Origin of the sequence: Mesorhizobium sp. CA15, from assembly GCF_020165215.1 — a bacterium.
In the GTDB taxonomy this organism is placed as follows: Bacteria; Pseudomonadota; Alphaproteobacteria; order Rhizobiales; family Rhizobiaceae; genus Mesorhizobium.
Genome location: NZ_JAIUHQ010000017.1, coordinates 75,449 through 98,157 on the forward strand (window position 1 = coordinate 75,449; position 22,709 = coordinate 98,157).

24 protein-coding genes and 2 pseudogenes are annotated in these 22,709 nt (G+C 65.0%); 10 read left to right on the plus strand and 16 right to left on the minus strand.

Translation table 11 applies throughout. From position 1 onward, the window contains the following. The first annotated feature begins 8 nt into the window (after positions 1 to 8). The gene (locus LB515_RS23280) at positions 9 to 926 is read left to right on the plus strand and encodes a DMT family transporter (protein WP_224607247.1); all 918 of its coding nucleotides are present in this window, start codon (positions 9 to 11) and stop codon (positions 924 to 926) included. 145 nt (positions 927 to 1,071) lie between these two features. Here the strand turns inward: LB515_RS23280 and LB515_RS23285 are convergent, their stop codons facing one another. Next, positions 1,072 to 1,926: a LysR substrate-binding domain-containing protein gene (locus LB515_RS23285; protein WP_224709090.1), complete on the minus strand. Its 855-nt coding sequence runs from the start codon at positions 1,924 to 1,926 to the stop codon at positions 1,072 to 1,074. 111 nt (positions 1,927 to 2,037) lie between these two features. On the opposite strand from LB515_RS23285, the gene LB515_RS23290 reads away from it, so the two are divergent. Both LB515_RS23290 and LB515_RS23295 read left to right on the plus strand, forming a co-directional pair. Continuing rightward, positions 2,038 to 2,445: a tautomerase family protein gene (locus LB515_RS23290; protein ID WP_224709091.1), complete on the plus strand. Its 408-nt coding sequence runs from the start codon at positions 2,038 to 2,040 to the stop codon at positions 2,443 to 2,445. Between the two features lie 299 nt (positions 2,446 to 2,744). Continuing rightward, positions 2,745 to 4,967, plus strand: a complete 2,223-nt coding sequence (locus LB515_RS23295; RefSeq protein WP_224709092.1) for an AMP-binding protein — start codon at positions 2,745 to 2,747, stop codon at positions 4,965 to 4,967. A 9-nt stretch (positions 4,968 to 4,976) separates the two neighbouring features. Here the strand turns inward: LB515_RS23295 and LB515_RS23300 are convergent, their stop codons facing one another. Together LB515_RS23300 and LB515_RS23305 are read right to left on the minus strand one after the other, a co-directional pair. Next, positions 4,977 to 5,792 carry a CDP-alcohol phosphatidyltransferase family protein gene (locus LB515_RS23300; RefSeq protein WP_095766986.1) on the minus strand — a complete coding sequence of 272 codons (816 nt, stop codon included), beginning with the start codon at positions 5,790 to 5,792 and terminating at the stop codon, positions 4,977 to 4,979. Positions 5,793 to 5,795: 3 nt separating this feature from the next. After that, positions 5,796 to 6,533, minus strand: a complete 738-nt coding sequence (locus LB515_RS23305) for a phosphatidylserine decarboxylase (protein WP_318012644.1) — start codon at positions 6,531 to 6,533, stop codon at positions 5,796 to 5,798. Between the two features lie 160 nt (positions 6,534 to 6,693). Here LB515_RS23305 and LB515_RS23310 point away from each other — a divergent pair, with 160 nt between their 5' ends. Beyond that, positions 6,694 to 7,566: an SMP-30/gluconolactonase/LRE family protein gene (locus tag LB515_RS23310; RefSeq protein WP_224709093.1), complete on the plus strand. Its 873-nt coding sequence runs from the start codon at positions 6,694 to 6,696 to the stop codon at positions 7,564 to 7,566. On the opposite strand, the gene LB515_RS23315 is transcribed toward LB515_RS23310, so the two are convergent. The 4 genes from LB515_RS23315 to LB515_RS23330 form a co-directional block, all read right to left on the minus strand. Beyond that, the gene (locus LB515_RS23315) at positions 7,542 to 7,883 is read right to left on the minus strand and encodes an antibiotic biosynthesis monooxygenase (protein ID WP_224709094.1); all 342 of its coding nucleotides are present in this window, start codon (positions 7,881 to 7,883) and stop codon (positions 7,542 to 7,544) included. The two genes, LB515_RS23310 and LB515_RS23315, sit on opposite strands and share 25 nt — an antisense overlap. Before the next feature lie 288 nt (positions 7,884 to 8,171). Then, complete coding sequence (locus LB515_RS23320) at positions 8,172 to 10,055, minus strand: ABCB family ABC transporter ATP-binding protein/permease (RefSeq protein WP_224709095.1); 1,884 nt, start codon at positions 10,053 to 10,055, stop codon at positions 8,172 to 8,174. Beyond that, a complete protein-coding gene (locus tag LB515_RS23325) occupies positions 10,055 to 10,390 on the minus strand; it encodes an ArsR/SmtB family transcription factor (protein WP_224525066.1) in 336 nt (111 codons plus the stop codon). The genes LB515_RS23320 and LB515_RS23325 overlap by 1 nt, the downstream gene beginning before the upstream one ends. 269 nt (positions 10,391 to 10,659) lie before the next feature. Beyond that, positions 10,660 to 12,150 carry a LysM peptidoglycan-binding domain-containing protein gene (locus LB515_RS23330; protein WP_224709096.1) on the minus strand — a complete coding sequence of 497 codons (1,491 nt, stop codon included), beginning with the start codon at positions 12,148 to 12,150 and terminating at the stop codon, positions 10,660 to 10,662. 120 nt (positions 12,151 to 12,270) lie between these two features. Here LB515_RS23330 and LB515_RS23335 point away from each other — a divergent pair, with 120 nt between their 5' ends. Next, a complete protein-coding gene (locus LB515_RS23335) occupies positions 12,271 to 12,882 on the plus strand; it encodes a TIGR00730 family Rossman fold protein (RefSeq protein ID WP_224709097.1) in 612 nt (203 codons plus the stop codon). An 8-nt stretch (positions 12,883 to 12,890) separates the two neighbouring features. On the opposite strand, the gene modA is transcribed toward LB515_RS23335, so the two are convergent. Both modA and LB515_RS23345 read right to left on the minus strand, forming a co-directional pair. Next, positions 12,891 to 13,583 carry a molybdate ABC transporter substrate-binding protein gene (modA, locus tag LB515_RS23340; RefSeq protein WP_224544102.1) on the minus strand — a complete coding sequence of 231 codons (693 nt, stop codon included), beginning with the start codon at positions 13,581 to 13,583 and terminating at the stop codon, positions 12,891 to 12,893. A 163-nt stretch (positions 13,584 to 13,746) separates the two neighbouring features. Continuing rightward, complete coding sequence (locus LB515_RS23345; RefSeq protein WP_224709098.1) at positions 13,747 to 14,631, minus strand: LysR family transcriptional regulator; 885 nt, start codon at positions 14,629 to 14,631, stop codon at positions 13,747 to 13,749. A gap of 112 nt (positions 14,632 to 14,743) precedes the next feature. Here LB515_RS23345 and LB515_RS23350 point away from each other — a divergent pair, with 112 nt between their 5' ends. Then, complete coding sequence (locus tag LB515_RS23350) at positions 14,744 to 15,034, plus strand: muconolactone Delta-isomerase family protein (RefSeq protein ID WP_224709099.1); 291 nt, start codon at positions 14,744 to 14,746, stop codon at positions 15,032 to 15,034. 27 nt (positions 15,035 to 15,061) lie between these two features. Here the strand turns inward: LB515_RS23350 and LB515_RS23355 are convergent, their stop codons facing one another. Then, positions 15,062 to 15,913 carry a hypothetical protein gene (locus tag LB515_RS23355; RefSeq protein WP_224709100.1) on the minus strand — a complete coding sequence of 284 codons (852 nt, stop codon included), beginning with the start codon at positions 15,911 to 15,913 and terminating at the stop codon, positions 15,062 to 15,064. A 67-nt stretch (positions 15,914 to 15,980) separates the two neighbouring features. Beyond that, positions 15,981 to 16,361 carry a hypothetical protein gene (locus LB515_RS23360; protein WP_224709101.1) on the minus strand — a complete coding sequence of 127 codons (381 nt, stop codon included), beginning with the start codon at positions 16,359 to 16,361 and terminating at the stop codon, positions 15,981 to 15,983. A gap of 152 nt (positions 16,362 to 16,513) precedes the next feature. Between LB515_RS23360 and LB515_RS23365 the strand changes: the two genes are divergently transcribed. Together LB515_RS23365 and LB515_RS23370 are read left to right on the plus strand one after the other, a co-directional pair. Next, entirely contained in the window at positions 16,514 to 17,284 is a 771-nt protein-coding gene (locus tag LB515_RS23365) for a pyrroline-5-carboxylate reductase (protein ID WP_224709102.1), read from the plus strand. A gap of 199 nt (positions 17,285 to 17,483) precedes the next feature. Then, complete coding sequence (locus LB515_RS23370) at positions 17,484 to 18,512, plus strand: isopenicillin N synthase family dioxygenase (RefSeq protein WP_224709103.1); 1,029 nt, start codon at positions 17,484 to 17,486, stop codon at positions 18,510 to 18,512. Between the two features lie 177 nt (positions 18,513 to 18,689). Here the strand turns inward: LB515_RS23370 and LB515_RS28360 are convergent. Then, a pseudogene (locus LB515_RS28360) lies at positions 18,690 to 19,025 on the minus strand (hypothetical protein); the annotation flags it as partial. Between LB515_RS28360 and LB515_RS23380 the strand changes: the two are divergent. Together LB515_RS23380 and LB515_RS23385 are read left to right on the plus strand one after the other, a co-directional pair. Continuing rightward, positions 18,964 to 19,107 carry a hypothetical protein gene (locus LB515_RS23380; protein ID WP_224709111.1) on the plus strand — a complete coding sequence of 48 codons (144 nt, stop codon included), beginning with the start codon at positions 18,964 to 18,966 and terminating at the stop codon, positions 19,105 to 19,107. The pseudogene LB515_RS28360 and the gene LB515_RS23380 sit on opposite strands and share 62 nt — an antisense overlap. Further along, the gene (locus LB515_RS23385) at positions 19,094 to 19,876 is read left to right on the plus strand and encodes a glucose 1-dehydrogenase (protein WP_224544109.1); all 783 of its coding nucleotides are present in this window, start codon (positions 19,094 to 19,096) and stop codon (positions 19,874 to 19,876) included. Before LB515_RS23380 ends, LB515_RS23385 begins: the two co-directional genes overlap by 14 nt. Before the next feature lie 29 nt (positions 19,877 to 19,905). Here the strand turns inward: LB515_RS23385 and LB515_RS23390 are convergent. From LB515_RS23390 to LB515_RS23405, 4 genes and pseudogenes are all read right to left on the minus strand, one after another. Then, positions 19,906 to 20,387 (minus strand): annotated as a pseudogene (locus LB515_RS23390) (DoxX family protein). A 174-nt stretch (positions 20,388 to 20,561) separates the two neighbouring features. Further along, the gene (locus LB515_RS23395; RefSeq protein ID WP_224627551.1) at positions 20,562 to 21,023 is read right to left on the minus strand and encodes a tetratricopeptide repeat protein; all 462 of its coding nucleotides are present in this window, start codon (positions 21,021 to 21,023) and stop codon (positions 20,562 to 20,564) included. 31 nt (positions 21,024 to 21,054) lie between these two features. After that, entirely contained in the window at positions 21,055 to 22,026 is a 972-nt protein-coding gene (locus LB515_RS23400) for an MBL fold metallo-hydrolase (RefSeq protein WP_224709104.1), read from the minus strand. Between the two features lie 355 nt (positions 22,027 to 22,381). Beyond that, positions 22,382 to 22,603: a DUF680 domain-containing protein gene (locus tag LB515_RS23405; RefSeq protein WP_224709105.1), complete on the minus strand. Its 222-nt coding sequence runs from the start codon at positions 22,601 to 22,603 to the stop codon at positions 22,382 to 22,384. Positions 22,604 to 22,709: the final 106 nt, after the last annotated feature.

The window sequence follows — 22,709 nt, forward strand, 5'->3', positions numbered from 1 at the left end:
CTGGCGCCATGACGGACACGCTCGACATGCCGGAAAAGCTTGCGCCTGCCGCCGCCGACGTGGCCGCCGAGCGCACGCTCGGCATCATCCTGGTGTCGGCATCGGCGATCGCCTTCGCGCTCACCGGCGTGCTGACCAAGTCGATCCATGCCGATCCGCTGACGATCACCTGCTGGCGCGGTTTTTTTGGCTCGATCCTGATCAGCTTCTACGTGCTGTGGCGCCGGCGCCGCTCGGGCGGGCGCGAAAGCCTGAAACTCGGCTGGCGGGGCTGGCTGCTCGCGGTCGAGGGCGCCGCCGCCAGCATCGCCTTCATCTCGGCCTTCAAATTCACCTATGTCGCCAATGTCGCGGTGATCTACGCGACCTCGCCCTTCATCGCCGCACTGCTCGCCTTCCTTCTGGTGCGGGAAAAATTCCGGCTGCAGACGATGATCGCGGCGGCCGTATCGCTTTGCGGCGTCGCCATCATGGTGGGCGCCGGCCTCGGCAGCGGGCACCTGTTCGGCGATGCCCTGGCGCTGCTGATGACCGCCGGCAGCGCGCTCTACATGATCATGGTGCGCGCTTTTCGCGACTCGCCGGTCGTCTGGGCGGGCGCTGTCTCGGCCTTCCTGCTTTTCGTGCTCGGCTGGTTCGTCACCGATCCGCTGGCCGTGTCCGCCCGCGACGTGGCGCTGCTTGCCACCTTCGGCTGCTCTTTCGCGCTCGCCTCGATCCTGTGGACGGAAGGCTCGCGGCTGATCCCGTCGGCGGAAGCCGGCCTGCTCGGTTCCGCAGAGGTGCCGTTCGCCATCCTGTTTGCCCTGCTGTTTCTGGGCGAACTCCCACCGATGGCCAGCATCATCGGCGGCGCCATCGTGCTTTGCGCGGTCTTTGCGCATGCCGGACGCGACTGGCTGAAGGTGAAATCGGCGGGTTCATAAAAATATTTCGCCGGTCACGGAACCATCATCCCCGTGGAGCATTATTGGATCGACGGGTCACCCCCCAAGTCCCCCCAAACCCCTCGACCCGTCCGACTAGAAGCCGACCCTCAAAAAGGTCGGCTTTTTCTTTGGGCGACCGGCCTCAGGACGGAAGGGCCAGGCCGCCGGCAAGCAGCTCCGCCAAGTCCCGCGCCGGGCGGGCGGCTTCGCGGCCGAACCGGATGGCGAAATCGGCCATCGGCAGCGGCGGGAGGTCGAAATCGGCAGATACCTCGACGATGCCGGAATGGGCGAAACGCCGGGTGCGCGGCGTCAACGCGATGCCGGCATCGACTGCGGCGCGCAGGCCGGCAAGACTGGCGCTGCCGGCGGCGATGCGATAGCGACGGCAGGCTGCGTCGAGCGCATTGAGCGCTGCCTCCCTGAAGCCGCAATAGGGATCGAGCAGGGCCAGCGGCACCACCTCCTGCCGTGCCGCCAAGCCTTTTTCCGAGCAGAGCCACAGCATCGGCTCGCTGATCAGGGCCGCTTCATCCGGCGACGGGGCATGGCGCATGGTGATCGCGAGGTCGAGCTGGCCTGCCTGCAGGGCCGACCCGAGTTCCATAGAACGGCCGACGCGCAGCTCGACCCTGACGCGCGGGTAGCTGGCAGCGAAGGCCCGGAGCAGGTCCGGCAGGCCCTGATCGGCGAAATCCTGCGTCGTGCCGATGGCAATGTGGCCGCCGGCGCGCGCGCCCTTCAGCGCCAGCCAGGCCTCGGTGTGGACGGCAAGGATGCGCCGCGCATGGCCGACAAGATCCTCGCCGGCCGGCGTCAGCCCGCGTCCCCTGCCCTGCGGGATGAGCAGCGGCTCGCCGACGATCTCCTCCAGCCGCTGCATCTGCGCGGTCACCGCTGACGGTGTGCGGCCGACGGTGGATGCGGCCTTGGCGAGCGAGCCGCCGTCGACAAAGGCAAGGAAGGTTTTCAGAAGATCCGGATCGAGCGTCTCCATACTTCAATGATATCGAATCTTTTGTCAAAAACAATTCGATTCTATTGATGTTATGCCGATGGCATGGTTCCTCCCATCGACGGCGCGAGGCGCCCAACTCGGAGGATAGAAATGCCGATCATCAATATCAGCATCACCGGCAAGCCGGACGCCAAGCTGTCCGCGGCAATCGCCACGGAGGCCACCGATATCACCGCGAAACTGTTGCACAAGGATCCGACGATCACCGCGGTCGCCGTCAACTACATCGATCCGCAGCACTGGTTCTCCGGCGGCAAGTCGCTGGCCGAGCACGGCACCAACACGTTTTGGCTCGACATCAAGGTCGTCGACGGCACCAACACAAAGCTCGAGCTCGAAGCCTATCTCAAGGCGATCTTCGGGGCCTTCGGCCGGCTGCTGGGCGGCGTGCATGAGGAAAGCTACGCCTTCGTGCACGAAGTGCCGGCGGCGGCCTATGGTTATGGCGGCAAAAGCCAGGAGTTCCGCTTCATCAGCGGAAGGTTGAAGGCGGCGTAGCGCCGTCTTCCCCTTCTCCCTTGTGGGAGAAGGTGGCCGAGCGAAGCTCGGTCGGATGAGGGGTGTTGCACGGAGCGCGGCGTCGCAAGCTAGCGCCTCAAGAGCTGGATTTTCCAGCGCCTCATTTCTTCCAACACCCCTCATCCGTCTCGGCGCTGCGCGCCGATCCACCTTCTCCCACAAGGGGAGAAGGGAAAGCTCTCCGACCCCGCATTGACCTTGCCCGCACTTCCGCTACCCTCTGCCACCGAAGCGGTCGCTCAAGAGCCGCGCCCTGGAGGAGACTGGGAGAGAGCGGCATGATCCTGACCCTGGCGCTGCTGGCGGGCCTTGTCTTTGCCTGGCTGCTGATTGCCGTGATCGAGCGGTTCCGGCTCGACCTGCGCTTCACCCAGGCGCTGCTCTATGTGCCGTTCAAGCTCGCCTACCGCATCGCCGACAATCGCATGCGCATCGCCCGCAGCGCCAAGACGCCGGTCATCTATGTCGTCTGGCACCAGTCGCGCATCGAGCCGGCGCTGATGCTGTCGCTGCTTCCCGACGACACGCTGCATATCCTGGACGAGGCTTCGGCGCGCTCGCCCTGGCTGGAGCCGTGGCGCGAGCTTGCGCGTACCATCGCCTTCAACGCCGAGCATATCTTCGTCAGCCGCCGGCTGGTGCGCGTGCTGAAGGGCAAGGGGCGGCTCGCCGTCTACCTGCCGGACAATGTCGAACCGGACGTCAAGTCCTTCAGGCTATTTCGCGCCATCACCCGCATCGCCATGCAGTCCGACGCACGCATCGTGCCGATCTTCGTTGCCGGCACGCGTGACCTGCCGGTGTCGCTGACGCCGAAGGAAAAAGCGCCGCGCCACTGGTTCCCGCGGCTTTCGATGAGTGTGCTGGAGCCGATGACCATCGCCGAGCTGGTGGCGCGCAACCCCGACATGGCATCCAACACCAACGCGCTGTTCGACCGCTTCGCCGAGGCGCGGCTTTACGGCACCAATCTCGATCGCGGGCTCTTCCTCGCCATGCGCGACGCCGCCGACCGCATCGGACCTTCGCGCCCGATCATCGAGGATGTGATTTCCGGTTCGCTCAGCTACCGTAAGCTGTTCATCGGCGCGCGCGTGCTCGGCCGCCATTTCGAGGCGGTGACCGCGCCCGGCGAAGCGGTCGGCGTGCTGCTGCCCAACGCCAATGGCGTGGTGCTTACCTTCGTCGGCCTGGTCTCAGCTGCCCGCGTGGCGGCGATGATCAACTACACCGCCGGCCCGGCGAGCGTGACCGCGGCGGTCCGCACTGCCGTCATCAGGACGGTGGTTTCCTCCCGCGCCTTCATCGAAAAGGCGGGCATCGACGACATCGTCGCAGCGGTCGAGGCGGGTGGCGCCAAAATGCTGTGGCTGGAAGATGTGCGTGCCAATGTGACGACCCTGGACAAGGTTGCCGCCGCGCTTCTGTGGCGTTTGCCGCTGCAGCGGCAGCAAGCCGCGAAGCCCGCTGTCATCCTGTTCACCTCCGGCTCGGAAGGCACGCCAAAGGCGGTGGTGCTGTCGAACCGCAACCTGCTTGCCAATGTCATGCAGGCCGAGGCGCGCGTCTCCGTCTCGCCGGCCGACATCCTGCTCAACGTGCTGCCGGTGTTCCATTCCTTCGGGTTGACCGGCGGCACCATCCTGCCGCTGGTGCTCGGCGTTAAGCTGTTCCTCTACCCCTCGCCGCTGCACTACAAGATCATCCCCGAGATCGCCCGCAAGGTGAAGCCGACCGTGATGTTCGGCACCGACACTTTTCTGGCTAACTACGCCCGTACCGCCAAGGACGGCGACTTCTCCAGCCTGCGCTTCGTCGTGGCCGGCGCCGAAGCGGTGAAGCCGGAGACGCGGCGCACCTATCGCGACCGCTTCCAGGCCTCGATCGTCGAAGGTTTCGGGCTGACCGAGGCCGCGCCCGTGGTGGCGGTGAACACCGCCATCCACAGCCGCGACGGCACAGTCGGGCGGCCGCTGCCGGCGATCCGCATGAAGCTGGAGCCGGTCGAAGGCATCGCCGAGGGCGGCCGGCTGTGGCTCGACGGGCCGAACATGATGATGGGCTATATGACCGCCGACCGTCCCGGCGAATTGCAGCGGCTGGAAGGCTGGCACGATACCGGCGATATCGTCTCGGTCGACCGCGAGGGCTTCATCACCATACGCGGGCGGGCCAAGCGCTTCGCCAAGATCGCCGGCGAGATGGTGTCGCTGGGCGCCGTCGAGATGCTGGTGCAGTCGCTATGGCCGGAAGAGCGCCACGCGGCGGTGGCAGTGCCCGACAAGAGGCGCGGCGAGCGCATCGTGCTGGTCACCACCGCTGACGAAGCCAATGCCGAGGAGCTGCGCCAGTTCGGCAAGAAGGCCGGCGCGGCCGAGCTGATGGTGCCCAACGACATCATCAAGGTGGAAGAGATCCCGGTGCTGGGCTCGGGCAAGACGGACTACATCTCGGCGCGCAAGCTGGCGATCGACCGGCTGGGGCTGAGTGCGGCGGCCTAGGGCGCAGCGCTACCCGATATCCGACGGCGGCACCTTCTCGCCTTCGCGCATAGCCCGCTTGGAATAGGCGCGCACCGACAACGGCAGGAAAAGCAGGTACCCCGCGACGGAAGCGGTCAGCGTGTACCAGGGATAGGTCATCAGCAAGAGAATGTAGAGCACGACGCCGAGGATGACCGGCAGCACCCTGTCGCCCGGCACCTTGACGCTCTTGCCCGAATAGACCGGCAGGCGGCTGACCAGAAGGAAAGCGACCAGCACGGTGAAGCCGGTGGCGACGAAGGCGGCCGGCCGGCTGGGCTCCAGTCCGAGCCGCAGGAAATAAAGATAGAGCGGCAGCATGACCAGCACAGCACCCGCCGGGGCCGGCACACCGACGAAATATTCGGTCTGCCAGGCCGGCTGCTCGGCGTCGTCGGCCAGAACGTTGAAGCGGGCCAGCCGCATGCCGCAGGCGATGGTGAAGAGAAGTGCGGCGATCCAGCCCGGCGAGCCGGCGCGGTCGAGCAGGAAGGCGTAGAGAACCAGGGCCGGCGCCACGCCGAAATTGACGATATCGGCCAGCGAATCCATCTGGGCGCCGAATTTCGAGGTCGCCTTCAGCATGCGCGCCAGTCGCCCATCGATGCCGTCGAGGAAGGCGGCAAGCAACACCATGACCACAGCGATCTCGAAGCGGTTCTCGAAGGCGAAGCGGATGCCGGAAAGGCCGGCGCAGATGGCAAGCACGGTGACCAGGTTGGGCAGCACCATGCGCATCGGGATCTCGCGGATGCGCGGACCGCCGCTGGCATGGGCTTCGAATTTCTTGAACGGCGCGCCCAACGCTCAGGAAACCCTGACCAAGGGCGTGACCGCGGTGCCGCCGAATTCGGCAAGCACGGTCTCGCCGCCGACCGCCGTCTGGCCGACCGCGACGCGCGGCACGGCGCCCGACGGCAGGAAGACGTCGACGCGCGAGCCGAAGCGGATCAGGCCGAAACGCTCGCCGATCGCGATCGTACCGCCGGCCTCGGCCCAGCAGACGATGCGGCGCGCCACAAGGCCGGCGATCTGCACGGCGGCAATCGTGCCGTTCGGGCTGTCGATGACCAGGCCGTTGCGCTCGTTCTCCGCGCTTGCCTTGTCGAGCTCGGCATTGAGGAATTTGCCGGGCTTGTGCTCGATGCGCGTGATCCGGCCGCGCACAGGAGCGCGGTTGATATGGCAGGAAAACACATTCATGAACACCGAGATCCGGGTCATCTCGCCGGAGCCCAGCCCAAGCTCGCTCGGCGGCACGGCGGGGCCGACCGCGGAAATCACGCCATCGGCCGGGCTCACCACCAGCCGGTCGTCGACCGGCGTGACGCGCTCGGGGTCGCGGTAGAAATAGACGCACCACGCTGTCAGGATCAGCCCGATCCAGAACAGGACCGAGGAGAAATAGCCGAGGAACAGCGTGGCCGCGGCGAAGGCGGCGATGAAGGGGTAGCCTTCGCGATGGATCGGAACGAACGTATTCTTGACCGAGTCGAGAAGCGTCATAGGGCTTGGGGCGGTCCCTGTTTCAGGTTGCGCCTCAATAGCGGAAAGCCCCCCTCCCCGCAACGCAACAATGGGGGAGGCAGCAACGCCGGCGTGCAAGCCTAAATTTGCTCCGGGTGTCGGAACTCGGCTCCGTCGCGCGTCCTTGGCGAGTGGACACCCAAAGAGCCCGCCAATGCCTTCGCCGAAACCGTCTGCAATGAGTGCCAAGGTCGTCACAACAGGCCTCGCCTTCGGCGAGTCGCCGCGCTGGCATGACAGCCGGCTCTGGCTTTGCAACTGGGGCACCGGTGAGATCGTCGCGGTGGACGAAAATGGCCGGAGCGAGGTGATGCTTACCGTCCCGGCTGTCCTGCCTTATTCGATCGACTGGCTGCCGGATGGGAGGCTTCTGGTGGTCTTGGGCCGGGAAGGCCTGCTGCTGAGGCAGGAGGCAGGCGGGACGCTCGTCACCCATGCCGATCTGAGGCATCTGTCGAAGAACCCGTGGAACGAGATCGTCGTCGATGGGCGCGGCAACATCTATGTCAATGGCGGCGGGCCGGCACCGGCGCCGGGCGAGCATTTCGCGCCGGGCACCATCGTGCTGATCACGCCGGACGGCACTATGCGGCAGGTCGCCGAGGATATCGCCTTCGCCAACGGCATGGCCGTGACGCCGGACAATCGGACACTGATCATCGCCGAGTCCCACGCCAACCGATTGACCGCCTTCGACATCGCCGAAGATGGGAGCCTTTCCAAACGGCGCGTCTGGGCCGATCTCGGCAACGACTATCCCGACGGGATCTGCATCGATGCCGAAGGCTGTGTCTGTTATGCCGACGTGCCGAACCGCCACTGTGTCAGGGTTCGCGAAGGCGGCGAGAAAATCGACAGGGTCGAGGTCGATCGCGGCTGCTTTGCCTGCATGCTGGGCGGCGTCGACGGCAGGACATTGTTCATCGCCGCTGCCGAATGGCGCGGCTTCGAAAACATGGTGAGCGACGCCCGCACCGGCCAGGTGCTGAGCGCCGCTGTTTCGGTGCCCGGAGCCGGGTGGCCTTCCTATAGTTCGGGCACGCGCCGATAGTTGGCTATGTCGGCCTTGACGCCGAGGCGGGCGATGGTTTCCTGCGCGCTGAAGGCGATGCGCTCGTGCGCGGCCTTGACGATCGGCACCACCTTGTCGACCGCCGCCTGGCTTTCCCATTCGACCATGGTGACAAGGTTGAACTCGCCGGGGCCGGAAAATTGCTCAAGCAGGAAGTCCTGCACGAAACCCTCCTGCTGGCGCAGCAGTTCATGCGTCATCCTGGCCTTGCTGAGGATTTCGTCGCGCGCTTGCGCCGGCACGACGAATTTGTCGACCCGGAACACGCTACCGGTGCGGTGATTGTTGGCGGTCATTTTCATCCATCTCCGATTTGGAAGGTTGTTGGCGGTGGCTCGGAGACGGTTTGCAAGCTCAAGATAGGTTGAGGTCAAGCGGGATTTTGCGCCTTTCCCTTCTCCCCTTGTGGGAGAAGGTGGATCGGCGCGAAGCGCCGAGACGGATGAGGGGTGCTGGAAGGAATGAGGCGAGAAAAGAATAGATGCTTCAAGCGTTTAGTCTTGTCGTGCGGCGATCCTTCCAACACCCCTCATCCGGCCGCTTCGCGGCCACCTTCTCCCACAGGGGGAGAAGGGGAAGAGGCGCTAGCTCACCTCCGACGTCCTTCTCCTCACAATCACCCCAAGCTCGTCGCCTTCGCGCGCGATGCGCAGGCGCTCTTCGGCTTCGGTCGCCTCGCGCTGGCGGTCCCACATCGAGGCGTAGAGGCCGTGCTTGGCAAGCAGCGCCGCATGGGTGCCGCGCTCGGCGATCTGGCCGTCCTTCAGCACGATGATCTCGTCGGCCGAAATCACCGTGGACAGCCGGTGGGCAATCACGATCGTGGTGCGGCCCTTGCTGACCAGGTCGAGGGCTGCCTGGATCTCCTGCTCGGTCTGGGTGTCCAGCGCTGAGGTCGCCTCGTCCAGCATCAGGATCGGCGGCGCCTTGAGGATGGTGCGGGCGATCGCCACGCGCTGCTTCTCGCCGCCCGACAATTTCAGCCCGCGCTCACCGACCATCGACTTGTAGCCCTCGGGCAGCTTCTGGATGAACGGGCCGATCTGGGCGAGCTCGGCCGCCTTGCGCACCTCCTCCTCGCCGGCGCCGACACGACCGTAGCGTATGTTGTAGGCGATGGTGTCGTTGAACAGCACGGTGTCCTGCGGCACCATGCCGAGCACCGCCCGCAGGCTCTCCTGCGTGACGTCGCGGATGTCCTGGCCGTCGATCAGCACCTGGCCGCCCTGAACGTCGTAGAAACGGAACAGCAGCCGGGAGATGGTCGACTTGCCGGCGCCGGACGGGCCGACGATGGCCACGGTCTTGCCGGCCGGCACCTCGAAGGAGACGCCTTTCAGGATCTTGCGGCTGGGGTCATAGGAGAAATGGACGTCGCGGAATTCGACCTTGCCGGGCCCGACCTTCAAAGGCCTGGCATCCGGCTTGTCGACGATCTCCTGGGGCACGTCGAGCAGGTCGAACATATGCTCGATATCGGTCAACCCCTGCCTTATTTCGCGGTAGATGAAGCCGATGAAGTTGAGCGGCACCGAAAGCTGGATCAGCATGGCGTTGATGAAGACGAAATCGCCAACCGTCTGCCTGCCGGCCTGCACCTCCAGCGCCGACATGCACATGACGATGACCGTGCCGAGGCCGAAGATGAGGCCCTGGCCGAAATTCAGCCAGCCGAGCGATGTCCAGGTTTTCGTCGCGGCGAGCTCGTAGCGTGCCATCGAGCGGTCGAAGCGCTCGGCCTCCATGTGCTCATTGGTGAAATATTTGACCGTCTCGAAGTTGAGCAGCGAGTCGATCGCCTTGGTGTTGGCGTCGGTGTCGCTGTCGTTCATGTCGCGGCGGATCGAGATGCGCCAGTCGCTCGCCTTGACGGTGAACCAGACATAGAGGCTGACGGTGACGGCGACCACGGCGACGTATTTCCAGCCATAGGTGAAGGCAAATATGCCGGCCGTCAGCGCGAATTCGAGGATGGTCGGCGCCGTGTTCAGCATGATGAAGCGCACGATGGTCTCGATGCCCTTGGTGCCGCGCTCGATGATGCGCGACAGGCCGCCGGTGCGGCGCTCGAGATGGAAGCGCAGCGACAGCTGATGCATGTGAACGAAGGTGCGGAAGGCGAGTTGGCGCACCGCATACTGGCCGACACGGGCGAACAGCGCGTCGCGCAGCTGGTTGAAGCCGAGCTGGATCAGGCGCAGCACGTTATAGGCGATGACCAGCGCCACCGGCGCCAGCAGGAAGGATGGCAGCGGCGGCGGTGGCTTCGAGCCATGGGCCAGCGCATCGGTCGCCCATTTGAAGAAATAGGGGCCGGCGACCAATGTGACCTTGGCGACGACCAGAAGCAGCGTCGCCCAGGTGACGCGGGCTCTGAGATCGGCGCGGTCGGCCGGCCACATATAGGGCCACAGATTGCGCAAAGTGGTGAGGGTGCCGGCTTCGGCGGATACGGTCTTTTCGGCCACTAGTCTTGCCTTATGGGTGAGAGGCTGGGGCAGCAGGAGTTGACGAGCTGGGTGAGCGAAGCGGAGACGCCCGCGAGGGCGTCGTGGTCGACCGCGTAGCGCGAGCGCTGGCGGTCGGTCTCGAAGCGGACGAGTCCGGCCTCGACCAGGATCTTCAGATGCTGCGAAACGGTCGACTGTGCGAGATCGAGGTGATCGACCACCTCACGGCAGGAGCAGCAGCGGCTGGCCGAGAGATGTTTCAGGATCTCGATGCGCGCCGGATGCGACAGCGCCGCCAGCCGCGCGGCAATGGCACGGCTTTCGGTGCAGCGGGTCTCGGGGGATTCGGACATCGTTCATCGGCGATAGACGATGAACGGTGAGAGGGCAAGCTAGGCGCATGGGTAGATTTGAGGTGCTGGCGGGACAGCACCCCCCTCTGCCCTGCCGGGCATCTCCCCCGCAAGGGGGGAGATCAGATGTCGCGTAAGCTTTCGCCAATTTTCAACGTCGCAGAACTGGCGAGGCGCTAGAACTGCCAATCTCCCCCCTTGCGGGGGAGATGTCCGGCAGGACAGAGGGGGGTGTGAAGGAACGCGACGATGGCGTCTACGCTGCCGCCCTACTCCGTCTTCGCCGGCGCGGCTGTCATCTGCTCGCCCATGGCCTTCATGTCGGCGGCCTCGCCTTCCTTCGAAGTCGAGGGCACCTTGAACACCTGGCCTGGCCAGATGCGATCGGGATCGCGGATCTGGTCCTTGTTGGCCAGATAGATCGTCGAGAAGCGCGTGCCATGGCCGTAGACGCGGCGCGAGATGCGCCACAGCGTGTCGTTGCGGCGGATGATGACGGAGCTGTCGGCATGCTCGAGCTTTGGCGCGACCGTTTCGGGCACGTCGGTCGAGGGCGTCGCCTCGGCAACCTTGGCAGCGCCCCCGGCGGCCGGGGCGGGCTTGGCCGCTTCGGCCGTTGCTGTGTCGGTCGTGGTTTCGGCGGTCTTGGTCTCGGCCGGCTTGGCCTCGGCTGGCTTTGTCTTGCTTGGGGCGACGGCGGCGACCGACGCGCCGGCCTCGCGCTCGAACGGGACGGCAGCGCGAGCGACGACCTTGACGCCGTCATTGTCCAGGCCGTCGACATGGATAGTGTAGCTGCCGACCGGAATGTCGCGCGTCGCTTCGATCAGGAAATGCCCGTCGGCCGAAGTCTTGGCGTCGCCGAGCAGGATGGCGTCGGCATAGGCGCGCACCTTGCGGCCGGGATCGGCCGTGCCGGCGACGAAGATCTTGCTGCCGTCGATTTCGACCGCTTCGACCGCGATCTTGGGCTCCGCCGCGGCGGCCGCAGCCGGCGCGGTCGCCTGGTCTGCGGCGGCCGGCGCGGTCGCGGCCGGCGCCGAGGCCGTGCCCGATGCCGCCGGCGCGGTCGGTGCCTGGGTCGCAGGCGCCGCTGCCTGATCGGTCGCGGCCGGCTTGCTCTCGGCCTCAGGAACGGTGATCAGTTGCGAGGCCTTGCCTGGCTCCTCCACCATGGCCAGCACTTGGCCGGTCGGGCTCTGCGGCACCGACACGACGGCGGTCTGGACCGAGGCAACGGCAATGCCGCCAACCGTCTGGCGCAGCGTGATCGTATAGTCGCCGGGCTTCAGCGGATCGTCGAGCACGACGGCGAAGGCGCCGTCGGGTCCGGACTCGGTCGAGCCGAGCACCGTGCCGCCATTCAAAATCTCGACCTTCGCGTTGGGCGCGGCGTTGCCGGCGACGACGATCGAGCCATTGCCCTCGACGCGCACGACATCGAAGGTCGGCAGCGTCGGACCCGCGGCGGCGGGCGCCTGGGCGGCCGGCGCCATCTTATTGGCGGGCGCCATGGTGTTGGCTGGCGCCATCGTGTTCGCCGGAGCCATTGTGTTTGCCGGAGCCTGGGGCACGCGCGCCTCTGTGCCGGTGCTCGAGGATTCAGCCGGTTTCGCATCGGTCTGCGGCAGCGTCGCGACCTGCGCCGGCTTCTGGTCGTTGATGTAAGGATCGAGCGCGCCCGAGCCGTAGGCGACTGCCGCGACGGCGACAACGCCACCCGCCGCGAACAAAAACGCCTTAGAAGGATTAATCGCCATAATTCCGTATTGCCCCCTTAGCCACCTAACGCCCGGTCTAGCGTGTTTTCCCGAGTCCGACAAGAAAAAGCCCGTCCGCGGGCTTGACCCGGCCGACCGTCCCCATCACCAATCATCCCCATGAACACGATTCGATCCGTCTGCGTCTATTGCGGCTCGTCTCCGGGCCGCGACGAGGCCTATATCAAGGCCGGCCACACACTTGGCCGCTCGCTTGCCAAATCCGGGTTGCGCCTCATCTATGGCGGCGGCACCAAGGGCATCATGGGCGCTGTCGCCGACGGCGCGCTCAAGGCCGGCGGCAAGGTCACCGGCATCATCCCGCGCTTCCTGATCAACAAGGAGGCGACCGAGACCGCGCTCGACAAGCTCGACGAACTCTTGATCACCGACAACATGCACGAGCGCAAGCACAGCATGTTCGAAAAATCCGACGCCTTTGTGGCGCTGCCAGGCGGCATCGGCACGGTCGAGGAAATCGTCGAGATTATGACCTGGGCGCAGCTCGGCCACCACCGCAAGCCTATCGTCTTCGCCAACGTCAAAGGTTTCTGGGACCCGATGCTGACACTGATCGAGCATATGTCCGAGGAAGGCTTCATCCACACCGCGCATAAGGTGAAGCCGCTGGTGGTCGACGACCCGGAAGCGATCGTCGCCGCCATCATGGTGGCGGGCTCGTCGGTCGACGCGCCGACGGAAGGGGTGCAGTCGGTGATCGACAGAATGTAAGGGCGCGCTTAGCGGCGCTCGACGCCCTTTGCAGCCAAGATGTCGTCAACGGCCATCGACGTCAGAAATCCTGATAGCTGCTTGGCGGCTTCTGCACGCGTTGGATCGGTACTCAGGCCAATGGCGAATTCAACGTAACTTTCGAGTTCCGCTGGAAACAGACCGACAAGCGTGACCTCGGGAGCGGCGGCGAGAATCGAAGTCACGGGAATGACCCCCAACTCAGCTTCCCCACGGCCTACGGCCGCTGCTGTCTGCCCTCCCGATATGGCAACCAGCTTGGGCTTCACCTCATCTGCTATTCCCAAGCGTTCCAGCAAATCGGAGAAGTAGCCACCGCTGGTCCCTTCGCTGGCGTAGGCGACTGATCTGGCGCTCTTCAACGCATGTTCGAATGTTTCCACGGACCCAATGTCGGGCTGTCGACTGCCTGCCTTGGCCGCCACCCCCATTGCTACCCGTCCGAACGCCGCCTGGCTTCCGGCCTTGACCTTTCCCGAGACGACCAGACCCTGGATCAGGTTCGGATTGGTGATGACAAGGTCAAAAGGTTCCCCAGCCTCAATCTGCTTTTTTACTGTCGGATTGAGCTCCCACTTGGCCGCTACTGTGAATCCTGTGGCCTTTTCGAACTGGGATATGAGTGCAACCACGGCGGGACGAACCGCAATAGCACCAAATAGTCGGACAGCGTTATTCATGGCCTAACCCGAAATCGGCCGAACGGCCTCCCTTATAATACCTAGCTAAGCCCGGACATGCTCCGCGTCTGGTCAAATCGACTCGCTGAATCGCGCCAAAATCATGTCCGGAATGCACCTTTCCGCCCCATTGGAGCATGCCTGGAATTGACGTGCCGTTGCCCTACTGTCCTACGGTTCGTCTCAAATCCGCAATCGCCGCCCTCCGATCATTGCGCCGCCAGGCAAGGTGGATCTCAACGCTGCGCTTGAACCAGAACAGGTCCCGGAAGACGATGCCGGGAGGCGCGGTCGAGCGCAGGCTTTCCTGTACCGTCGCCAGGCCCAGCCCGGCGCTGACAAGGCCAAGCGAAGTCAAGGGATCGGCCGTCTCATAGGCGATATCGGGCATGAAGCCGGATTCGGCGCAGGCCGCCAGGAACTGCGCGCGGTTGGTGTCGCCGGGCTGGCGCACGACTGTGATCCAAACGCGGCCGTCGAGATGGCCGGGCGCGATGTCGGCGACATCGGCGAGCGGATCGCCTTCCGGCATTGCCAGAACCAACGGCTCGCGCCGCACCAATATGCTCTCGATATCCGGATCGCCTTGCGGCGCCGGCGCATAGACGAAACCCAGGTCGAGGACGCGCTGCCTCAGATCTTCGAATTGCGCAGCCGTCCGCCGGCTGCGCAACTGCAGATGAAAATCCGGCCGCGCGCGGCGGAAATCCCCCAGCATGTCGGCGACCAATCCGGAATGCACCGCGCCCTCGACATAGCCGATGGCGAGGCTGCCTGTGGTGCCGCTAGCAAGGTTGCGGCCGAGCTCTTCCAGCCGCGCAGCATTGGCAAGCAGCGCTCGGGCTTCGGCAAGAAAGGCCCTGCCCTCAGCATTGAGATGGACACGCTGCTTCGCCCGCTCGAACAAGGCGACACCGAGCTGTTCCTCGAGCTGGATGATCTGCCGGCTCAAGGGCGATTGCGAGATGTGCAACTGCTCGGCGGCACGGCCGACATTGCCGGCCTCAGCCACGGCCACGAAATATCTGATCTGGCGCAGGTCGAGCATTCTTTCGCCTCTAAGTCCTCAAAGGTCTTAACTTTATCACAATCTGTCTTGGACAGTCTGACCAGCGGGCGCGATATCTCCCGGCATCAACCAGCCATGAAAGGAGACCGCCATGCAGTTCTTTGCCCTTCTCACCCGCAACACTCAGAAGTTCGGCGACGCCGATTTCGCGCCGCTGCTGCCGCCCGAGTCCGAGCAGCGCAAGACGCTCTATGCGCAAGGCGCCGTGCGCCAGATCTGGAACCGCGGCGACGTTCCCGGCAGCGGCATGATGTTCGAGGCGGCAGACGAAAAGGAGGTGCGCGGCCACCTTGCCACGCTGCCGCTGATCGAGGCAGGCATGATGGACATCGCGGCGATCGTGCCGCTCAACCCTTATCCGGGTTTCGGACCGAAGCGGTAAAGTCGCTGCGGCGGACCACCTGGCAGCCTAACCGCGACCGAAAAGACGATTGAAAAGCCCCGGGCGCGCGCCGCTGTAGCGCTCGGGCGGAGGGCGGGTGAGCAGGAACTGTTCGTGGCCTTCGACGGTCTCGGTACCGCGATAGCTGCATTGCAGCGACCTTGCCAGCGGAACGATTTCCTTCAGCACGGAGCCGAAACCCTCGCCGTCGATCGGCACGTCCTTCGCCATCCTTAGCTCACGCGAGACTATCTCCAGACTCAAGAAGCGGTAGCCGCGCTTTTCAAGTTCGGCGCGCAGCTTCGCCAGAGAAGGCTCGGCGCCCCAGAACTCGAAACGTGTCGGCCGGATGCGGGCATCCGCGGGGATTTTCAGCCGGAGGTCGCCTATCGCCTCGGCGGGAAGGATGAGCGGCGCCAGCGAGGCAAGCGACTGCTGTTCCAGTGTGAGCGGAAAGGCCAGCGCCTCGGCGGCCTTGCCAGCTATCTGTTCGAAACCGGCAATGTCTTCGGTCGTAAAATAGAAATCGCGGCCGCCCTCGCCATGCTGTTCGGCGATATAACAGGCTGGGCAGTTTGCAGTAGCCAGATCGTGGCAAAGCTTTTCGAGGAAAGCGTAGTTTCGCTGCGACCCCTTGGGCGTCAGCAGAGTGTCACGCGCCGTCAATTCGTCTGCGCGCGGTGTGAGCTTCAGGCGCAGGATCGGCAGCGAGGCGGCGGCCCGCAGCAGCGCCATGTTCACCCGCGTATGGATGAAGAGCTCGCCGCCATCGGGGCGGTAGCGTACCAGGGCGCGATGCGGTTCGGCCTCGCGGATGACCTCTTCCGTCTCATCGTTCGAGACCTGTTCGCCGGTGACCGGAAATTGAAGCAAAGTCATGCGATTGCCCCCAAAATCGCGTTGATCGAGCCATCCTGCCAGTTTGTTGCGACCCAGCCTAGATGCCTCACGGCCAGGCGTCCTGCATCGCGTTCACCGACAGCCACGCCATCGCAGGAAGCGCGACGAGCAGCGCCAGCCGCATCCCCGCGGATCGCGCTTGGTCCGGCTCGTGGCGCTGAAGCCGGCGCCAGATCTGGAATGCCGCGGCGAGAATGAGCAGCGCATAAAAGCCGGCGAGCACCCACAGGGCTGTCTGGCCGGATATCGCAATGCCGTTTTTCTCGAGCACCTTGCCGATCAGCATCACCGGCCCGGCAACAAAGAAGGCAATGGCAATGCCGAACAGGAAGCCGATCATGGCGCCCAGGAACGATGTGGCCGACAGTGCCACAAGCACCGCCATCAGGATAAGCAGAGTGATGAACGCGCGCTGGCTCATGGCCACACCCCCGATCGAATGCCCCGGAATCTATCAGTCTGGCCTTAATTGCGCGTAACAGTTGGAATCCTTGCCAGCGCAGTCGGACGGGCCTCCCTTGCCGGCAACGGAACCGTCGCTATTGTCGGCGGCTATCCGAAACAGAGGCGAAAACTTCCATGAAACTTGGCTTTGTCGGCACGGGCGCGTTGAGCTCGGCCATTGTCGCGGGGCTGAAATCGCTGCCGGGGGAGACGACGCCGGTGGTGGTCTCGCCGCGCAACGAGGCGATCGCCGCCGAGCTTGCCGCGCTCTATCCGGACGTGCGCATCGCTACCGACAACCAGGCCGTGCTCGACGATTGCGACACCGTGATGCTGGCGGTGCGGCCGCAGATCGCGCGCGAGGTGCTGAAGGAACTGCGGTTCCGACCGGACCATCACGTCGTCAGCCTGATCGCCACCGTGTCGCGCGAGGAGATCGCCGCGCTTGTCGCGCCAGCGGCACAGGTGACGAAAGCCCTGCCCATGCCGATGATCGCCCGGCTGCAGGGCGCGACGATCATCTGCCCACCGGACCCGATGGCGGCGGCGTTCTTCGGCAGGCTTGGCGGCGTGATCGAGGTCGAGGACCAAAGCGAGTTCGATGCGCTGAGCGTCGTCACCGCGACCTATGCCAGCTATTTCAAATATCTCGACACGATCCACGCCTGGGTGCGCAGCCAGGGTGTTTCGGGCGACAGGGCACGCGACTACATCACCAGCATCTTCAAGGCGCTGGCCAATGCGCCGGATACGGCGCCGGACGAAGATTTCATGCATCTTGCGCAGGACTATGCGACGCGCGGCGGCATCAACGAGCAGGTGCTGCGCGAGCTGACCGAACGCGGAACATTCGATGCCTTGGCGGACAGCCTGGAGCGGGTGCATCGGCGCATTGCGGGGAAGTAGCAGGAGGACCCAAGCGGCGATTGCCGATCACTCAGCCGGCAGCGTCCGCGGCGACGGCCTCGACGCGCTGAGCCGGGTCGCCGAGCCCGACCGCTCACACTTTTCCTGAAACAACGACAACTCTGCCGCGGCTTGTCATCGCGCATGCGCTTCTCCACGATTGCGGCACACGGCTCCCAAGAACCGCTAGGATCATGAGATGAGTGACACTATCCCTGCCATCGACATCGCGCCGCTGTTCGGCCCGACTTCGCCCGTACGCGACGAGGCCGACCGCCAGATCTTCACTGCTGCCTCCGGCATCGGCTTCATGACCGCGCGCGGCTTTCCGGGCGCGGAGCTTCTGACGCGCGAGCGGCGCGGCGAGCTCCTGAAAATCTTCGATTTGCCCGGTGCGGAAAAGCGAAAGCTGCTGCGCTGGAATTTCGACCCGTCGAAATCGAACTATTATCGCGGCTGGTTCCCGCTGCAGCCGACCGCGGTGTCCTACAAGGAAGGCATCGACATGGGGCCGGACATCGCCCATGCCGACGCCGCGTTCGCGCCCGACGATCCGCTGCTCGAGCGCACGCCGCTTCCCGCCGAGGCCGATGTTCCAGCATGGAAGGCGGCCGCCGCGCATTACTACCGCTCGATGGAGAAGGTCGGCGCGGCGCTGATGGGCTCGATCGCGCGCAGCCTCGGGCTTGAGGACGGTATTTTCGACGGCCATTTCCGGGGCGGCATCTCGACGCTTAGGCTGATCCGCTATCCGCTGCGCAGCGAGGACGGCGCGCTCGACCTGTCGAAGCCTGAATATTGGGTCATGCACAAGGGCGAGCGGCGGCTGGTCATCGGCCGTGAGCATGCCGATTCCGGCTTCGTGACACTTTTAGCGCAGGACGGCGTCGAAGGCCTGCAGGCCAGGAGCCATGCCGGCGAATGGATCGACGTGCCGCCCGCCGACGGCTCGCTGGCGGTGAATTTCGGCCAGCTGCTGGAACGCTGGACGGGCGGCGTGGTGCAGGCGACGCGCCACCGGGTGATCGCGCCGAAGACGGCGCGTTACTCCATTCCCTTCTTCTATGAGCCGCGCGTCGACGCCGAGATCGCGCCGCTGCCGATCAGAGGCGCCAGCGACTTCGCGCCGTTCCTCTATGGCGATTACCTGTGGGAGTCGGCGACCAACTTCGTCGAGATGGCCGGCGTCAAGACTTTGCGCAAGCCAAGGCGGCCGGCCGCCGCCTGAATGCCAATGCCTGCCGAGAGCGCGGCAGAAGCTCGATGATGAAATGGCGCGGGGTGGCACTGGCGCGCAACCAGCCCAGCACCGAAGGGTCGAGGAAATTCCGTGCTTCAGCGGGCGGATGCGCGACCCGCGCCGGGGGCGGGTGAGCAGCAGGCCCTTGGCCGACAGGATCTTCACCGCCTCGCGCGCGGCCCTTCGGCTGGCGCCGAAGCGGGCGCAGATCTCTTCCTCGCCAAGCAGCGTCGCGCCGGGCGAAAACAGCCCGCCGAGTATCTCGCGGCCAAGACTGTTGGCTATGTCATCGTCACCGATGAGGTCTGGTTGCCTGCCATTTGTCCCGGCCCGTTCGAGTCTGCCGCCGAGTGTTACACGTGCGGGATCGACCGCACCGACTAATTGCCAGGGCGGCACAGCCCGCTTGTTAGTCCGATTTATCAGATGAATCGGTTGAATGGAGCCGGGCTTTGCTGCTAGCTGTGCGAGGAAGAATCCCGGCACCCTGCTCAGCAACACTTTGCCGCTCGCCGAGGCCCGCAAGATCAAACTGGCCAGCGACAAATCGCAATCGATGAAGGTGCAAATTGCGTTCGACTGATTATCTCGGCCGTCTCTTCGGCCTTGAAGGCCGGCATGCCTTCGTCACCGGCGCCAGCCGCGGGCTGGGGCTCGCTTTCGCTGAGGCATTGGCTGCCGCGGGCGCACGCGTCACCATCGGCGGCCGCAAGGCCGACGAGTTGAAGGCCGCCGGCAACCGTTTGCGCGCCGAGGGCTACACGGTAGCGGAGTCATTGATCGACGTGACCGACACGCAGTCGGTCGACGCGGCAATCGCGGCGAGCGAAGCCGGCACCGCGCCGATCGACATCCTGGTCAACAATGCCGGCATCCAGCGCCGCGCGCCGCTCGAGACCTTTTCCGACGCCGACTGGGACGCGCTGATGGCGACCAATCTCGACGGTGTCTTCAAGGTGAGCCGCGCCGCGGTGAAGGGCATGGTCCAACGCCGCAAGGGCGTGATCATCAACGTGTCGTCGGTGCAGAGCGCGCTCGCCCGGCCCTCGATCGCGCCTTACGCGGCGAGCAAGGGCGCCATCACCATGCTGACCAAGTCGATGGCCGGCGAATGGGGCCAGCATGGCGTGCGCGTCAACGCGATCGCACCCGGCTATTTCAAGACCGAGCTCAACGCAGCATTGGTCGCCGACGAGAAATTCTCGACCTGGCTCGCCGGCCGCACCCCGATGCGGCGCTGGGGCGATGTCGAAGAGTTGGCGGGCGCGGCGGTTTTCCTGGCGTCGGATGCGGCAAGCTTCGTGACGGGACAGACGCTGCTGGTGGATGGCGGGATCACGAGCGTGTTGTGAGGCCGCCTCACCTCACGCGGACCCGCGTCTCAAACCGGCAAGCTCGTCTCCCCCACCGACGGATGCTGCTCGACGGGCGGATCGATCTTGGTGTCCTTCGCGAACCCAGTCAGCATCCTGTCCATCGACAGCCTGCCGGAACCGGCGAGCGCCAGGATGAACATGCCGCCGGCAATGGCGAGGTCCTTCTCGAATGCAGCAATTCGTTCTGGCTGGCGAAGTTGGTGTGGAAGAGGCCGGCCGTCATCAGGCAGAACAGGCCGAGCCCGATCGCGCCCAGCCGCGCCAGGATGCCGAGCGCCACCGACAGACCGGCGCCAAGCTGCAACGCGATGGTGGCGAAAAGCAGCGGCGTGCCGACGCCGAGCGCGGCCATCGCCTTCTCAGCGCCCTCGAAACGGGTCGCCAGCTGCAGGCCTTCATGCACGAAGATCAGCGACAGCAGCAGCCGGCCGGCAAGCAGGACGACGTCGCTGGCGTGAAGTTTTTCGGCAAGTCTGATCGGTGTCATAGTCGGCTCCAGTCTTTGGAAACAGGCAGTTTGGAAAATGGGCGGTCGCCCGCGTCCATGCAGGTGCGCTTGAGATTGAAAGATCGGAGCCGGCGCGAGGGAGAGGAACGCCGGCTCCGGTTTTCGGGCGCTACCGCCGTGGCGCCCAAAAGGTGGCGAGCTCTTGCGAGCCGCCTATTTCGTCACCTTGGTGGCGATCGCCTGCTTGAGGTCGGCAAGCTCCTCGCAGCCGGCCGGACAGAGCTTTTGCAGCGAGGCGAGCTGCTCGTTGGCCTTGGCTATGTCGCCGGTCTCGACATAGAGCTCGCCCAGATATTCATGCGCCGCCTTGTGGTCGGGCTGAAGCTCCAGCGCCTTGGTGTAGTAGGTGAGCGAGGTCTGGTAGTCCCCGGTCTTGCGCAGCGTGAAGCCGAGCAGGTTGTAGACGTCGGCCTGCTGCGTGTCCTGCGCGAGGTCGCGCAGGTCGGCCAGCGCGCTTTGATAGTCCTTGGCCTCGATCTTGGCTTTCACCGCCGTCAGGTCCGGCGCGTCGGCGCCTTCGATGTCGTCCACGGCATAGGCCGGAACGGCGATGGCGATCGGGGCCGCCGTCAAGACCGCAATCGCACCGAGCACCGCGAAAAGTGCGTGTTTCATTGTAGCTGTCGCTTTCTGTTCAGGATCCGATTCAGATCTGGGTTGCGGTGAAGGCGTAGGCGTTGCCGTCCTTGACGAAGCTGCCTGTGCCGGGGAACGGGAAGTGGGATCCGCAGATGCGGACATTGTCGGCAATCACCTGGTCGACGATCCTGTGGCGCGTGGCGATCGCCATCGGCCCGTCCTGGTCGTAGGCGCCCTGCCATTCGGGATGCGGGGCGAGCAGCGCCGGCACGTACATGGTGTCGGCCGAGACGAGGAACTGCTCGGAGCCGGCATCGACATGGTAGACGGAATGGCCGGGCGTGTGGCCGGGCGCCGCCATGATGCGGATGCCGGGCACCACTTCAGTGCCGTCGTCGACCAGCTTCCAGTTCTTCCATTTCGGGAAGTTCTCAGCGATGCGCTTGCCCGCCGGCTTGCGGCCCTCGGGCAGCTTGGCCAGCCGGCTCGGATCGGTCCACCAATTATACTCGGTGGCGTTGACGATCAGCTCGGCATTCGGGAACACCGGATCGTTGGTGCCCTTTTCCATCAGGCCCCAGACATGGTCCGGATGGAAATGCGAGATCATGATGGTGTCGATCGCCTTGTAGTCGATGCCGGCCGCCTTCATGTTGGCCGGCAGATGCGTGGCGTTGGCCTGCCACTGGCCGACGCCGGAGCCGGCGTCCATCATGATGGTGCGGCCATTCATCTTGAGCACCACGACGGTGAGCGGGATCGGCATGAACTCGGTGGTCAGTCCCGCCTTGGCGAGCGCCGCCTTGGTATCGTCGACCGACACGTCCTTAATGAAGGCCGGGTCGTGGGGCTTACGCCAAATGCCGTCATAGACGGCGGTGACCTCGAGCGAGCCGACCTTGTATTTGTAGAAGCCGACCAGCGGCTCGTCCGGGGTTTCGGCGTGAGCCGCGGGCGCGAATTCCAGCTTGCCGGCAATGCCGAAGGCGGCAGCGGCGGCGGCGGATCCCAGCACCATGCGACGCGTCATGTTGAACATCGGAAATCTCCTCTAATGGCTGCGGGTTGTTTCAGGTTTCAGGCGGTAGTCCATTGGTTTGCCGCATGTCGTTGTCCCAAAACCGCTGCGCACTTTTGGGCGACATGCAGGGAATGGCGGAGGGCCCGGTGCTGCCCTCCGCCCAGACTGCGGAAACCGGCGCCGACCGGTCCGACTGAAGACCGCCCGGCGCCGAGGAGACCAGGACTTGTGGTTTCCGATCCGGCGAGGCGTGCCTTCCCCGCCGCGGTCAGAACCCTTCGCCCCGGGCTCCGGAGCGACGACACTTCGGTCCCGCCTGGGATCAGAACCTGCGGTTCTGACTCCTGGGCGAGGACCTTTCGGTCCCGCCGGCTCAGTGACGCCAAATGCCCTGGCCGGGCTCTTCCGCAGCAATCCTGGCCGCCGGCTTCGTGACGTGGCGGGCCATTTCGGGCCTCGCGATGGAGGCGGTGGTGGTGGTGTCGACGACGGCAGCCTGCTGGCCGCCATTCGTCCAGGAGAAGTGGTCGCTGCAGGCAAAGGCGCTGCCGGTGACAACCAGGATGGCGACTGCGGCAAAGGCGGTTCTGTTCATGTGCGTATTCCTTCCGGGTAGGTTGATGCGTGCCTTGGGAGGATGGCCCTCGCTACAGCCAAGACCCGGAAGGCCCGGGCTTTATTCCCCGGGGGCGGAAAGAATT

Bases quoted from the DNA above. Each gene is read 5' to 3' on its own strand.
- LB515_RS23285 (WP_224709090.1), bottom strand. From the start codon at position 1,926: ATGGAGACGCTCGATCCGGATCTTCTGAAAACCTTCCTTGCCTTTGTC.
- LB515_RS23325 (WP_224525066.1), bottom strand. From the start codon at position 10,390: ATGTCCGAATCCCCCGAGACCCGCTGCACCGAAAGCCGTGCCATTGCC.
- LB515_RS23370 (WP_224709103.1), top strand. From the start codon at position 17,484: ATGAGTGACACTATCCCTGCCATCGACATCGCGCCGCTGTTCGGCCCG.
- LB515_RS23395 (WP_224627551.1), bottom strand. From the start codon at position 21,023: ATGAAACACGCACTTTTCGCGGTGCTCGGTGCGATTGCGGTCTTGACG.
- LB515_RS23355 (WP_224709100.1), bottom strand. From the start codon at position 15,913: ATGACTTTGCTTCAATTTCCGGTCACCGGCGAACAGGTCTCGAACGAT.
- LB515_RS23405 (WP_224709105.1), bottom strand. From the start codon at position 22,603: ATGAACAGAACCGCCTTTGCCGCAGTCGCCATCCTGGTTGTCACCGGC.
- LB515_RS23330 (WP_224709096.1), bottom strand. From the start codon at position 12,150: ATGGCGATTAATCCTTCTAAGGCGTTTTTGTTCGCGGCGGGTGGCGTT.
- LB515_RS23315 (WP_224709094.1), bottom strand. From the start codon at position 7,883: ATGACCGCCAACAATCACCGCACCGGTAGCGTGTTCCGGGTCGACAAA.
- LB515_RS23380 (WP_224709111.1), top strand. From the start codon at position 18,964: ATGGAGCCGGGCTTTGCTGCTAGCTGTGCGAGGAAGAATCCCGGCACC.
- LB515_RS23335 (WP_224709097.1), top strand. From the start codon at position 12,271: ATGAACACGATTCGATCCGTCTGCGTCTATTGCGGCTCGTCTCCGGGC.
- LB515_RS23295 (WP_224709092.1), top strand. From the start codon at position 2,745: ATGATCCTGACCCTGGCGCTGCTGGCGGGCCTTGTCTTTGCCTGGCTG.
- LB515_RS23280 (WP_224607247.1), top strand. From the start codon at position 9: ATGACGGACACGCTCGACATGCCGGAAAAGCTTGCGCCTGCCGCCGCC.
- LB515_RS23310 (WP_224709093.1), top strand. From the start codon at position 6,694: ATGAGTGCCAAGGTCGTCACAACAGGCCTCGCCTTCGGCGAGTCGCCG.
- LB515_RS23345 (WP_224709098.1), bottom strand. From the start codon at position 14,631: ATGCTCGACCTGCGCCAGATCAGATATTTCGTGGCCGTGGCTGAGGCC.
- modA (WP_224544102.1), bottom strand. From the start codon at position 13,583: ATGAATAACGCTGTCCGACTATTTGGTGCTATTGCGGTTCGTCCCGCC.
- LB515_RS23350 (WP_224709099.1), top strand. From the start codon at position 14,744: ATGCAGTTCTTTGCCCTTCTCACCCGCAACACTCAGAAGTTCGGCGAC.
- LB515_RS23290 (WP_224709091.1), top strand. From the start codon at position 2,038: ATGCCGATCATCAATATCAGCATCACCGGCAAGCCGGACGCCAAGCTG.
- LB515_RS23365 (WP_224709102.1), top strand. From the start codon at position 16,514: ATGAAACTTGGCTTTGTCGGCACGGGCGCGTTGAGCTCGGCCATTGTC.
- LB515_RS23400 (WP_224709104.1), bottom strand. From the start codon at position 22,026: ATGTTCAACATGACGCGTCGCATGGTGCTGGGATCCGCCGCCGCCGCT.